Consider the following 12,566-nt stretch of genomic DNA (forward strand, 5'->3'; position numbering starts at 1 on the left):
CCGGTGGAGCGGGGTCAGGGCCTTCGTGACGTGAGTTGTCGGCAGATCAACTGGTGAGCAAGGTGCGCCGTCGCGAGCAGGCCCGCGCGAGCGGCGTCGTCGTTGGACCGCACGGACAATCCGTGCCAGACGGATTGGATGAGCCCGGTCAGGACCGCCGGGTCGGTGCCGACGGCCAGTTCCCCGTCCTGGATCGCTCGTTCGATGCGCACGAGGAGGGCCTGCTCGTTCGAGCTGTGCAGTTCGGCGATGTAGGCGCTGGTGTCGAGGGTGCTTGTGCTGTCGGTCATCACGGCGCTGCTGATGAGACATCCGGGATGTGTGTCGCCTGGCTGGGTGAACTCGTGCACCGAGTCGGTGAGGATGCGTTCGATGACGGTCCGGACGTCGTTCTCGGCGACAGCCTGCTGGTAGATCTCGCGGTACCGCTCGGCGTAGGTCCGTACCGCTTCCTCGAACAGTCCGGCCTTGCTGCCGAAGGCGGCGTAGAGGCTGGAGGTGGAGAGCCCGAGGGCCGCGGTCAGGGCACGGGTCGAGGTGCCGGAGTAGCCGCGTCGCCAGAAGAGGCGGGCGGCGTCAAGAACCGCACGGTCGCGGTCGAAGGCTCGCGGTCGTCCACGGTTGCTTTCGGTCACGCTTGCATTGTAGATCGTTCGCTCCATAATAGATTTATGGAGCGAACGATTCAGAAGAAGTTGTCGGTCGGCGGGGGTAGCTGGGTGACGGTCGATGTGTACGGGGAGCCGGACGCTCCGGGCCTCGTCGTTATCCCGGGCGTGATGAGCGACGCGCATACCTGGCGCCGCGTCGCGGGAGCCGTTGACGCCTGGCCCTCGGTGATGGTCGTGAACCGCCGGGGCCGCGCTCCCTCGGGGCCCTTGACCGCCGCGTACTCGCTGCGAGCAGAGGTCGAGGACCTGGGCGTGGTCCTCGACGAGTTCGAAGACACCAAGGCGCTCTTCGGATGGAGTTACGGCGGCCTGATCACCTTGCTGACCGCCGACGAGCGCCCGATTCCCCAGGTGATCGCCTACGAGCCGGTGATGCGGCCCTTCGGACGCCGTGCACTGCCGGACCTGAAGATCGCGGAGGAGACGGCCGACTGGGATCGCTGCGTCGAGATCGTCAATCGGCAGATATCCGGCTTCTCCGCTGCGCATGTCGAGGAACTTCGGGCCGATCACGAGAGTTGGGCGATCTTGCGTCGCTTGAGCGGACCCCTGTACACCGAACTCCGCGCGCTCGACGCGGCGCCGCCTCCGGAGGTGATGGCGCGACAGGCGGACCAGGTCGACCTGATCATCGGCCAGTGCAATCGCGGGACAGCCCCCTACGGAACGTCGTTCGACACCGTGCGGCAGCACATCGCTCACGCCGAAGTCCACGAACTCCCCGGCCAGGGCCACCTGGCTCACGTTCAGGCGCCGGCCGAGCTCGGCCATCTGCTCAATACCCTCGCCGCCGCCTGATAGGCGCCCAGGCCAACGCGCCGCTCCCCATCCGGCCCGCCCGGCGACGCGGCCACGAGCTGAGGGTTCATCGGTCGCGGGGAGTAGGTCCTGCGCCTCAGGCGCGCCGCGCGCCTGCCTGGCTAGGGTCGGCCCCATGGAGACCACAGGAATCGTTCGTCGCCGGACGGCGGAGCGGATGCGCGACGCTCTGGAGCGGCTCGTTGCCGAGCGGGACGTCTGGGTGTCGACGGCTCACCCTGATCACGGGCCGCACCAGGTGCCGTTGTGGTTCCTGTGGGACGGGCGCGCCGTGTGGATGTGCACCAGCGCCACTTCCGTGACGGCGCGAAACGTCCGCAAAGAGCGGCGCGTACGCCTGTCGCTACCGGACACCTTCGACGTGGTGCTCCTCCAGGGTGAGGCGGAGTGCTTCCCGGATCAGGAGGTGCCCGAAGGCGCGGCGGAGGCGTTCGCCGACAAGTTCGGGTGGGATCCACGCGGGGAAGAGGGTTCCTTTCTGTATATACGTGTGGCCCCGAGGACTGTGCACGCTTGGCGCGGCGAGCCGGAACTACGCGGGAGAGTCATCATGCGCGACGGGGCGTGGCTGGATTAACGGCCGTCCTCGCCGACGCGTACCTGGAATCCCGGTGCCGGTCTCCGCTGCCTTGCGTGCTTCATGTTCCGGGCGTGGCCGCTCGCGGATGGCCGCATCGGGTACGGACTCGATGCCGGTTCACCGGAGTTGAGGGGGCGGGGGCACACCTGCGGCGCCTCGCAGTCCGGCGGCGTCACACGGTCGCGCTCCGGCCAGGACACATAACGATGTACGGGTCGCTCCGAGGACGTCCGGGGCGCCCCGCACATCGGCCGGGCAGATCAAGCGGAATGAGCTTTCCTCAGTCCATGTAGGAGCCGGCTTCGCGAGCCGCGCGGTCGGCGTCGCCGTCACGGATGGCGTCGACGAGGGCGGCGTGGTCCTGGAACTGCTCGGAACGCAGCGCGTCCCCGAAGTGGTCCAGGAGGGAGTCTCGGATGACCTCCCCGAGATCCGCGTGGAGTCCGGCCAGCACGGTGTTGCGGGACGCGGTGACGACGGCCAGGTGGAAGGCCACGTCGGCGTTGACGAAGGCGACCCGGTCACCGGCGGCCCACGCGTCCTGTCTCTGCCGGAGCGCGTGGTCGAGCCGTTCCAGGTCGTCGTCCGTGCGGCGTTGGCAGGCGAGACGGGCGGCGCGCACCTCAAGGGCGCTGCGGGCGTCGGCGATGTCCTCCGTCCTGGCCTTCTGGAAGCGGTTGCGCATCATGCCGGCGAGTTCGCTGGTGGCCTGGACGTAGGAGCCGGAGCCGTGGCGGATGTCCAGCAGCCCGGTGTGCGCCAGGGCCCGGATGGCCTCGCGCACGGTGTTACGGGCGACGCCGAGCTGCTCGACGAGTTCGGTCTCGGTGGGGATGCGGCTGCCGACAGGCCAGGCGCCTGACGTGATCTGCTCGCGAAGCCGGGTGATCACTTGGTCGCCCAGTGCTTGGCGGCGGACGGGATCCATGTTCATGCCGCACAGCCTACCCAGACCTACAGTCATCCAATGACTCTACGAGAATCACTGGACATAGAGTCATGGGATGACTCTATGATGGGGTCTATGACAACGGATGAGGTCAACGAGAGCACCCCTCGTTCCACCGCCGGCCCGCGCCGCGGCACGCCGCGGGGGATGCGCCGCGTCGCCGTGGTGGCGCTGGTCCTGGCCGCCCTGAATCTGCGCCCCGGGGTCACCAGCCTCGGCCCCGTCCTGGAGGAAGTCCGGGACAGTCTCGACATGAGCGGCTCGGTGACCGGGCTCGTGACCTCCATCCCCGCGGTGTGTTTCGCGGTGGTCGGCTCGGCGGCCCCCGCCCTGGCCCGGCGCTTCGGTGCGAGCGGCGTCATCGCGGTCGCCTGTGGGGTGCTCGCCGTAGGGCTGGCACTGCGGTCGTTCACCTTCGATCCGGTGCTGTTCGTCGTACTGACGGCGCTGTCGCTGGCCGGAATCGCCGTGGCCAACGTGCTGCTGCCGATGGTCGTCAAACAGCGTTTCCCCGACCGGGTGGGCGCGATGACCGGCCTGTACTCCATGGCGCTGAACGCCGGCGCCTCGTCCGCGGCGGCGCTGACGGTGCCCTTGGCGCAGGCGTTCGGTGGCGACTGGCGGTACGGCCTGGGGGCCTGGTCGGTGCTGGCGGCGCTGGCCGTACCTCCCTGGCTGGCCCTGGCGCGCCGCCGGGCGCAGCCACCCGCGGGCCACATCGGTGGCGCGGTCGGACCCCCGCCCGCGGTCGATCCCCCGCCCGCGGCCGGCGGCCGGCTCTCCCGCAACCCCACGGCCTGGGCGCTCACGGCGTACTTCGGACTTCAGGCGAGTTCCGCCTACATCATCATCGGCTGGCTGCCCCAGATCTTCCGGGACGCGGGGCTGTCCGCCGGCACCGCGGGGCTGCTGTTCTCCGTATCCTCCCTGCTGGGGGTGCCGCTGTCCCTCGCACTGTCGGCCGTGGCCGGCAGGCTGCGCCACCAGGGCGGGCTCGCCGCCGCGATCGGCGTGTGCGGCTTCGCCGGGTACGCCGGGCTGTGGCTCGACCCCGCTCTCGCCCCCTGGCTCTGGGCGGTCCTGCTGGGTATCGCCAACTGCTCCTTCCCGCTGGCCCTGACGATGATCGGCATGCGGGGCCGCGACGGCGCCGGTGTCGCCCGGCTCTCCGGCTTCGTGCAGAGCCTCGGCTACGCCCTGTCCATCCCCGGTCCTCTCGTCGTCGGTGTCCTCTACGACCACTCCGACGGCTGGCGGCTGCCTCTCACCTTCGTCCTGCTGCTGACCCTGGTCCAGATCGCTGCCGCCGTGCCCGCCGGCCGCGACCGTCAGATCGGCTAAAACGGACCGGCTCGGCAGAAAAACGCTCCACAGAACTGACCATCTCCCGCATTTCGCCTTTCATTTCCCATGTCATCCGCAGGGAAATGACTTAGGGAGATAGCATGCGGTAAAGCACGGATGTAGCGCGCATCGGTTCTTCGTGGTAATTTTCTGACGAACTACGCGACGCCCGTTCAGACTTCCGTCAGGATTCTGATTCGATTCCGCAGAAGTTCCGCTCGCATTCCACAGAGGTCGCCACCCGCACTGGTCGACGAGCAATTCCGAGTACCGCACCAGGAAAGAACACCGAGTTCGACGCGGCGTCTTGTCTTCGAAACGGACACCGCCCTCCCAAGACGCGGAAAAAGGAAGCCCCCCATGAGCGTAGAGACCATCCCCTGCTCTCGTCGTGCCGCCCTCGGCCTGCCCGGCCTGTTGCGCGAACGAGCTCGGGCCACCCCCGACCGGACCGCCGCCGTTCACGAGGACCAGAGCCTCACATTCGCCCAGTTGACGGAGGACAGCTCCCATGTGGGAGCGCTCCTGCGGCAGGCCGGGGTGGGCCGGGACAGCCGGGTCGGCGTATTCATGGAGCCGTCGCTCGACCTGCTGACGGGCGTCTGGGGAATCCTGTGGGCCGGCGGATGCTACGTACCGTTGTCCCCGGAATACCCGGAGGAGAGGATCGCGTACATGCTGGCGGACGCCGGCGTCGACATCGTTCTCACCCAGGAATTCCTTCGGTCGACCCTTCAGGAGCTCGCTCCGGCCGGGGTCGTTGTTCTCACTCTCGACGAGATGTTGAGGACGGCGGAGAGGGACGGCAGTGCATTCGGCCGGCCGGAGCCCGAGGTACGGCCCGACGATCTCGCCTATGTCATCTACACCTCCGGCAGCACCGGAAAGCCAAAAGGTGTGATGGTCGAGCACCGGAGCATCGTGAGCCAAATGCGATGGCTGCACGACGAGTGCGGTATCGATGAAAACGAAATAATACTGCAGAAGACCCCGATGAGTTTCGATGCCGCGCAGTGGGAATTACTCGCCCTCGCCTGCGGCAGCACCGTGGTGATGGGATCCTCCGGTATCTACCGGGACCCCGAGGCGATCATCTCCACCGTCCAACGGCACGGCGTGACCACCCTCCAGTGCGTGCCCACCCTGCTCCAGGCGCTCCTGGACACCGAGAAGTTCCCCGACTGCGGGACCCTGCGCCGCATCTTCAGCGGGGGCGAGGCGCTCTCCCGGAGCCTCGCCGCGCAGTGCCTGGACACCATGCCGGAGGCCCGCCTGGTCAACCTCTACGGCCCCACCGAGTGCACCATCAACGCCTCGTCCTTCGTGGTGGACCGCGCCGCGCTGGAGGACGGGCCGCTCGTCATGCCGATCGGCACCCCCGTGCACGACACCTCCCTGCACGTCCTGAGACCGGACGGCGAGCCCGTCTCCGCCGGGGAGATCGGCGAACTGTACATCGGCGGAGTGCAGGTGGCCCGCGGCTACCTCGGCCGCCCGGACCTGACCGGCGACCGGTTCATGGCCGACCCCTTCTCCGACGCGCCCGGCTCCCGCCTCTACCGGACCGGCGACCTCGCCCATGTCAACGCCGACGGCACGGTGCAGTTCGTCGGACGCGCCGACAACCAGGTCAAGCTGCGCGGCTACCGGGTCGAACTGGACGAGATACGCCAGACCGTCGAGACGCACGACTGGGTCCGCGCCGCGGCCGTCCTGCTCCGCGACGACGCCACCACGGGCTTCCAGAACCTCGTCGCCTTCGTCGAGCTCAACCCCAAGGAAGCCGCCCTGATGGACCAGGGCAACCACGGCTCCCACCACCAGTCCAAGGCCAGCCGCCTCCAGGTCAGGGCCCAACTGGCGCACCCCGGCTGCCGCGACGACGCCGATCTGGCCGGCCGGGCGGCGATCGACCTGCCCGGCGCCGAGGCCACCCCCGGGCAGCGGGCCCTCGCCTTCTCCCGCAAGACGTACCGCTTCTACGAGGGCTCCCCGGTGACCCGGGACGACATCCTGCACCTGCTCGGCCCCCGTCCCCGGCCGCGGCCGTCCGCCCGTACCTCCGACAGCGTCGGCCGCGACGAACTCGGTACGATCCTGCGGAACTTCGGCCGCCACCTCAGCGACCAGAGGCTGCTGCCCAAGTACGCCTACGCCTCACCCGGTTCCCTGTACGCGACGCAGTTGTACGTCGAGGTGGGCGGCGGGCACGACCTTCCCGCGGGCCTGTACTACTACCACCCGCTCCACCACCGGCTGGTGCTCGTCGGCCCGGCCTCCGAGACCGAGACCTCCCCGGTACGGATCCACTTCCTCGGCAAGCACGGCGCCATCGAGCCGGTCTACCGCAACAACGTCCGCGAGGTCCTGGAGATCGAGGCGGGCCACATGGTCGGCCTGTTCGAGGAGGTGCTGCCGGCCCACGGCCTGCGCATCGCCGCGGCCGCGTACCAACCGGCCGTCAGACACCGCCTCGACTGCGCGCCGGAGGACCACTACCTGGGCAGCTTCGACCTCCTTCCGCGGGCGCGGGGCGCGTCCGAGGACACCGACGCCCTCGACATCTACGTCCAGGCCCACTCCAGCCGGATCGAGGGGCTGCCGCCGGGTCAGTACCGGTACACCGGCGCCGGGCTCGTCCGTATCGGCGACGACGTGATCCTCAAGAAGCACGTCATCGCCATAAACCAGCGGGTCTACGAGCGTTCCGACTTCGGTATCAGCCTGGTCGCCACCGGTTCCGCCTCCTGGCGGCGCTATCTCGACCTGGGCCGCGGGCTCCAGCGCCTCCAGATGAACGACCTGCACCTCGGCTTCATGTCCTCGGGCTACAGCTCGAAGTCCGGCAACGACCTGCCGTCGGCGAAGCGGCTGGGCCGGATCCTCGCCGACGGCGGACTGCCCGCCGGACCGTCGTACTTCTGCGTCGGCGGGCGTGTCAGCGACGCGCAGTGGCGCGGCGAGGACATGAAGGAGGACGTGGTCCACATGCAGGGGCCCGCCGAGCTGATCAAGGAGGATCTGGCCGCCCTGCTGCCCCGCTACATGCTGCCCAACCGGATCGTCGTCCTGGACCGGCTGCCCCAGACCGCCAACGGCAAGATCGACCTGAAGGCCCTGCAGACCACTCAGGAAGCCCAACTGACCGTCGGCGAACGCGCTTTCATGGCTCCCCGCACCCCGCTGGAGCGGCGGATCCGCGACATCTGGCAGGCGGTGCTCAAGCGGGACCAGGTCTCTGTCACCGACGACTTCTTCGAACTGGGCGGGAACTCCCTGCTCGCCGTGGCTCTGGTCAGCCGCCTGAACGCGGACTTCGGCGGCGCGATCCCCCTGCAGATCCTGTTCGAGGCCCCCACCGTGGAGAGGCTCGCCGCGGCCCTGGAGGCCACGTCACCCCGGCCCGCCTCCCGTCTGGTGCCCCTCCAGCCCGAGGGCAGGGGCACCCCGCTGTACTGCTGGCCGGGCCTCGGCGGCTACCCCATGAACCTGCGTCCGCTGGCCGCGGCCCTGGGCACGGAGCGGCCCGTCCACGGGGTCCAGGCCCACGGCATCAACCCCGGCGAGCGCCCCTACGACGATGTCCGCGCCATGGCGTCCGCCGATGTCGAGGCGATCCGGGAGATCCAGCCCCACGGCCCGTACCTGCTGTGCGGATACTCCTTCGGCGCCCGGGTCGCCTTCGAGGCCGCGCGCCAGTTGGAACAGGCGGGCGAGCACGTGGAGCAGTTGTTCCTCGTGGCTCCCGGCCAGCCGCGTCTGCGCCCCGAGGACGCCGTCGGCGCGACCGGCCGGGCGGACTTCACGGACCGCGCCTTCCTCGCCCTGCTCTTCTCCGTCTTCGCCGGCACGCTCAGCGGCCCGCGACTGGACCAGTGCCTGCGCACCGTCACCGACGAGGACGGCTTCGTCGCGTTCGTCACCGCGTCCTTCCCGGGACTCGGCGAGGAGCTGGTACGGGCGGTCACCGGGATCGTCCGCCGCACGTACTCCCTCACCTACGAGTTCCACGAGCTGCGCGGACGCCGTCTCGACGCGCCCGTGACCCTGGTCAGGGCCACCGACGACAACTACTCCTTCATCGAGCACGAGGGCGGGTACTCCGCCCGGCCGCCCGCCGTCCACCAACTGCGCTCCGGCCACTACGAACTGCTGCGCGAGCCGCATGTCGCCCGGCTCGCCGCTGTCCTCAACGACCGGCTGTCCGCCGGTCCCAGCACGTCCCCCCGTCACAGCCAGCCGGCGCAAGCCACGGTCCAGGAGGTCGGAGTGCCCCACATCAACATCAAGCACTTCCCGGTGTCGATCACCGAGGAGAAGGAGCTGGAGCTGGTCGCCGCGGTCACCACGGCCGTGCGCAACGCCTTCGGCTGCACCGAGGAGGTCGTCTCCATCGCCCTGGAGCCCGTCGCCCAGGAGGTGTGGAACGAGCGGGTCTACATCCCCGAGATCGTCGCCCGGCAGGAGTTGCTGCGCAAGACGCCCAACTACTGACCGCCGCCCGCAGCCGACGAGAAGGACCCCTCCCATGACGATCCCCGCCCCCCGGCACCGTTCGGTGCCCCTGGTGTTCACCGACGAGGTGGCTGCCGCGCTCGCCGACGGCGACCCCGTGGTCGCCCTGGAATCGAACGTCATCACCCACGGGCTCCCGTACCCTGACAACGCTGCCACCGCCCGCAAGGTGGAGGACGCGGTACGGGCCGGCGGCGCCGTGCCCGCCACCATCGGCATCGACGACGGCCGCATCATGGTCGGGATGACCGACGGCGACATCGAGCGCTTCGCCGCCACCCCGGGCATCCCCAAGGTCAGCAGCAGGGACCTGGCGGCCGTCCTCGCCTCGGGCGGCACCGGCGCCACCACGGTCGCTTCCTCACTGGTCGCCGCGGAACTGGCCGGCATCCCCTTCTTCTCCTCCGCCGGTATCGGCGGTGTCCACCGGGGTGCCGAGACCACCATGGACATCTCCTCCGATCTGATCCAGTTCACCCGCTCCGGGGTGGCCGTGGTCTGCGCCGGGGCGAAGAAGATCCTGGACCTCGGTCTGACGCTGGAGTTCCTGGAGACCCACTGCGTGCCCGTCATCGCCCACGGCTCCGACGACTTCCCCGCCTTCTACTGCCGCTCCAGCGGGCTGCGCGCCCCTCAGCGTCTGGACGACGAGACCCTGATCGCCCGCGCCGTCGAGACCCACTGGGCGCTGGGCAACCCCGGCGGCGTCCTCATCACCAGCCCCACCCGGCCGGAGGACGCCATCGACGAGCAGGACGTCGAGGGGGCCATCGCCGACGCCCTGCGCGGCGCCGAGGCGGACGGGGTCCGGGGCGGCGCCGTCACGAAGTACGTCATGCGCGCGGTGGACCGCGCCACCGAAGGACGCTCCGCACGGGCCAACACCGCCGTACTCATCCACACCGCACAGATCGGCGGCCGCATCGCGGCGGCCCACGCCCGGCTCCGACGAGAGGAAGACCAGTGACCACGACCCAGGTCGAGACCGTCCCGACCACGACCTCGCCAGTCCCCGCCGGGACGGAGAAGACAGGACCGACCCGGGTCGCGATGTTCGACCTGGACGGAACCCTCGTCGACTCGCCCCGGGCGATCGTGGAGGCGTTCGCCGCCGCTTTCTGGGCGATGGGCCTCGCACCCCGGGACCCGGCGGACATCCGGGCCACCATCGGCCTGCCCCTGGAGCAGGCGTTCGGGAAACTGCTGGGAGTACCGCAGAACGACCCCTCGGTCGCCGACGGCGTGGCCCGCTACCAGGAGGCGTTCCGCACCCTCATCCTCCCCCGCGCCCACTCGCTGGTCTTCCCCGGCGTCCCCGAGGGCCTCGCCGAACTGCGCCGTCACGGTGTCGTGGTGACGGTGGCCACGAGCAAGTTCCATGCCAGCGCCGACGCCCTGCTCACCGCCGCGGGCCTGCGCGACCACGTCACCACACTGGTCGGCGCCGACGACGTCACCCGTCCCAAGCCGCACCCCGAGTCGGGGCTGCTGATCCTCGGAGAGCTCGGCGCCCGGCCCGAGCACGCCGTGATGGTCGGCGACACCACCCACGACCTGAAGATGGCCACGGCGGCCGGCCTGGCGTCCGTGGCGGTCACCTACGGGGTCCACGAGCGGGCGGAGCTGGAGACGGCCTCACCGACACACGTCGCCGACACGTTCGCCCAGGCCGTGGAGCAGATCCTCGCCGTCCTGCCGGCCGACGGCGGACCGGACGACACCGGTACCGTCGAGAGCCTCCTGGACGACAGCTCGTACCACATCGAGTTCAACGGCCACCTCACCAACCACATCAAGCACGCCGTCGTCGCCCTCGCCGGCCTCGGTGTCGACCCCGGCCGGATCAAGGCGTACCACGACAACTACATCGCCCTCACGCCGTACGGCTGCCGCGTCGAGCCGGCCAGACCTCCCCAGCGCCTGATCGACGACGGCAACTGGCTCGAACACCTCGGCCGGCGCGAGGACTTCGCCGCGTACTGCGCGTTCTTCGACCGGCGCGAACGGGAACTGGGCATGGCGGGCCTGCTACGGCAGTACGTACCGCGCCTGCTCGCGGGCTGGGCCGGTGCGCTCCAGCACGCGACCATCCACCTGGGCTGGGCCCTGGACGCCGGCAACCGCCGCATGGCCATCGAGGGCATCGCCTACCTGGCCTTCGCGTACGTCGACTGCCATCCCGAACGCGCCGTGCCCTCGGAAGCTCCCGGCACCGACAAGCCCGGGGACTCGCTGCTGAGCATCGCCCGCCACTGGGAGGAGAACGGGCCCCGGCTCGGCGCCTGGGTCGAAGACCTGGTCGGGACCACGAGCGCCGACATCCACCCCGAACTCCTGCGGTCCGGGCTGCAGTACCGGATCGCCCGGATGCTCGGCGAGGGCCATCCGCTGATGTACGGGACACCCTCCTGGATCGCCGCGCAGGACCCCGACACCAGTTGGGAGCAGCTCGCCTACCTCGTCACCGTTCTCTACCTGACCGAACCGGGAGACTTCCTCCTGCTGCACCTGGTCACCGCGCTCCACGCGATGCGGCACATCGCGGACGCCCTCCCCGCCGAGCAGCAGCGACGAGCGGTCGCCTGCTACTGGACCGGCATCCTCGGTGTGCTCTTCTCCCGGGGCCACTTCGTCGCCCCTGCGAAGCTGACCGCGATCGACAGCCTCTTCGACACCGCCCTGGACGACCTGGACGACCCGCGCTGGGCCCGGGAGTGGGACTGGCACATCGCGCGGGCCGTGGAGGAGGAAGAGGAGCACAACGCCAAACTCGTCTACGTGATGCGCGAGTTGTGGCGCGGCTCGGGCGGCAGGTCCGTGTACCGCGTCGCCGCCGGGCAGTTCACCACCACCCCGGAGCTCCCCGCCACCTTCGAGCAGCCCCCGGTCGACTGAACCGTCCCGCCCCGTCCTCCCTCCGTCCCTCCCCCACCCGAGGAGCCCTCGATGACCATCGCCACACAGCCCAGGACCGCTGCCGCGCACCCCACCGCCGCCACGAGCACGTACCACCACCACCTCGGCACGAGCGTCCACCTGCTCCCGCAGACCGACCAGTTGCGCGCCCTGCACACCGTCATCCGTGACCGCGACGCCCGCCGCGAGGACTTCGTCTTCTACGCCGGCCGGATCATCCGCCTGCTCACCGAGGCGGCCCTGAACCTCCTGCCCTTCGAGCCCTACGACGTCACCACGCCCGTCGGCCGGACCTACCAGGGTCTGCGCTTCGCCGAGAACCTGGTAGGGGTGCCGATCGTACGTGCCGGGGAGAGCATGGAGGCCGAGCTGCGCGCCGTCGTCCCCGGCATCAGGATCGGCAAGATCCTCATCCAGCGCGACAAGACGACCAAGCAGCCGCGCCTGTACTACACGGCGTTCCCCGAGGACATCGCCACACGCCAGGTCCTCCTCCTCGACCCGATGCTGGCGACCGGCGGCACCGCCCTCGCCGCCATCGAGGTCCTGCGCGATCTCGGCGTTCCGGAGGAGCACATCGTCTTCGTCAACTTCATCACCTGCCCCGAGGGCATCGCCGCCGTGGGCGAGCGCTACCCCGGGGTGCGGATCGTGACCTCCGCCATCGAGGAGGGACTCAACGAGAACGCCTACATGATGCCGGGCATCGGCGACTTCGGCGACCGCTACTTCGGAACGGACCGCTGAGTCGCACACGGCGATCCGTGTGCGA

At 69.8% G+C, this 12,566-nt stretch carries 9 protein-coding genes; 7 read left to right on the plus strand and 2 right to left on the minus strand.

From position 1 onward, the window contains the following. Nucleotides 1-14 precede the first annotated feature (14 nt). Complete coding sequence (locus ACIO3P_RS01680) at nucleotides 15-635, minus strand: TetR/AcrR family transcriptional regulator (protein ID WP_401849832.1); 621 nt, start codon at nucleotides 633-635, stop codon at nucleotides 15-17. Nucleotides 636-671: 36 nt separating this feature from the next. On the opposite strand from ACIO3P_RS01680, the gene ACIO3P_RS01685 reads away from it, so the two are divergent. Next, the gene (locus ACIO3P_RS01685; protein WP_401849834.1) at nucleotides 672-1,469 is read left to right on the plus strand and encodes an alpha/beta fold hydrolase; all 798 of its coding nucleotides are present in this window, start codon (nucleotides 672-674) and stop codon (nucleotides 1,467-1,469) included. Between the two features lie 136 nt (nucleotides 1,470-1,605). Continuing rightward, a complete protein-coding gene (locus tag ACIO3P_RS01690; protein ID WP_401849835.1) occupies nucleotides 1,606-2,067 on the plus strand; it encodes a pyridoxamine 5'-phosphate oxidase family protein in 462 nt (153 codons plus the stop codon). 283 nt (nucleotides 2,068-2,350) lie between these two features. On the opposite strand, the gene ACIO3P_RS01695 is transcribed toward ACIO3P_RS01690, so the two are convergent. Continuing rightward, nucleotides 2,351-3,004: a FadR/GntR family transcriptional regulator gene (locus ACIO3P_RS01695; protein WP_401787254.1), complete on the minus strand. Its 654-nt coding sequence runs from the start codon at nucleotides 3,002-3,004 to the stop codon at nucleotides 2,351-2,353. A 90-nt stretch (nucleotides 3,005-3,094) separates the two neighbouring features. On the opposite strand from ACIO3P_RS01695, the gene ACIO3P_RS01700 reads away from it, so the two are divergent. The 5 genes from ACIO3P_RS01700 (at nucleotide 3,095) to upp (ending at nucleotide 12,541) form a co-directional block, all read left to right on the plus strand. After that, nucleotides 3,095-4,360, plus strand: coding sequence for an MFS transporter (locus ACIO3P_RS01700; RefSeq protein WP_329822592.1), 1,266 nt, complete (start codon nucleotides 3,095-3,097; stop codon nucleotides 4,358-4,360). A 363-nt stretch (nucleotides 4,361-4,723) separates the two neighbouring features. Further along, nucleotides 4,724-8,857 (plus strand): amino acid adenylation domain-containing protein, encoded by a 4,134-nt coding sequence (locus ACIO3P_RS01705; protein WP_401849837.1) that lies wholly within the window; start codon nucleotides 4,724-4,726, stop codon nucleotides 8,855-8,857. A gap of 34 nt (nucleotides 8,858-8,891) precedes the next feature. Continuing rightward, entirely contained in the window at nucleotides 8,892-9,845 is a 954-nt protein-coding gene (locus ACIO3P_RS01710; RefSeq protein ID WP_401849839.1) for a pseudouridine-5'-phosphate glycosidase, read from the plus strand. After that, nucleotides 9,842-11,773 carry an HAD-IA family hydrolase gene (locus tag ACIO3P_RS01715; protein WP_401849840.1) on the plus strand — a complete coding sequence of 644 codons (1,932 nt, stop codon included), beginning with the start codon at nucleotides 9,842-9,844 and terminating at the stop codon, nucleotides 11,771-11,773. The genes ACIO3P_RS01710 and ACIO3P_RS01715 overlap by 4 nt, the downstream gene beginning before the upstream one ends. 51 nt (nucleotides 11,774-11,824) lie before the next feature. Next, nucleotides 11,825-12,541 (plus strand): uracil phosphoribosyltransferase, encoded by a 717-nt coding sequence (gene upp / locus ACIO3P_RS01720; protein ID WP_329822596.1) that lies wholly within the window; start codon nucleotides 11,825-11,827, stop codon nucleotides 12,539-12,541. The last annotated feature ends 25 nt before the right edge of the window (nucleotides 12,542-12,566 follow it).

It is taken from the genome of Streptomyces sp. NPDC087310 (genome assembly GCF_044744405.1).
GTDB lineage: Bacteria > Actinomycetota > Actinomycetes > Streptomycetales > Streptomycetaceae > Streptomyces.

Coding starts and splice junctions, on each gene's coding strand:
- ACIO3P_RS01695 (WP_401787254.1), bottom strand. CDS start 3,004: ATGAACATGGATCCCGTCCGCCGCCAAGCACTGGGCGACCAAGTGATC.
- ACIO3P_RS01705 (WP_401849837.1), top strand. CDS start 4,724: ATGAGCGTAGAGACCATCCCCTGCTCTCGTCGTGCCGCCCTCGGCCTG.
- ACIO3P_RS01690 (WP_401849835.1), top strand. CDS start 1,606: ATGGAGACCACAGGAATCGTTCGTCGCCGGACGGCGGAGCGGATGCGC.
- upp (WP_329822596.1), top strand. CDS start 11,825: ATGACCATCGCCACACAGCCCAGGACCGCTGCCGCGCACCCCACCGCC.
- ACIO3P_RS01710 (WP_401849839.1), top strand. CDS start 8,892: ATGACGATCCCCGCCCCCCGGCACCGTTCGGTGCCCCTGGTGTTCACC.
- ACIO3P_RS01685 (WP_401849834.1), top strand. CDS start 672: ATGGAGCGAACGATTCAGAAGAAGTTGTCGGTCGGCGGGGGTAGCTGG.
- ACIO3P_RS01700 (WP_329822592.1), top strand. CDS start 3,095: ATGACAACGGATGAGGTCAACGAGAGCACCCCTCGTTCCACCGCCGGC.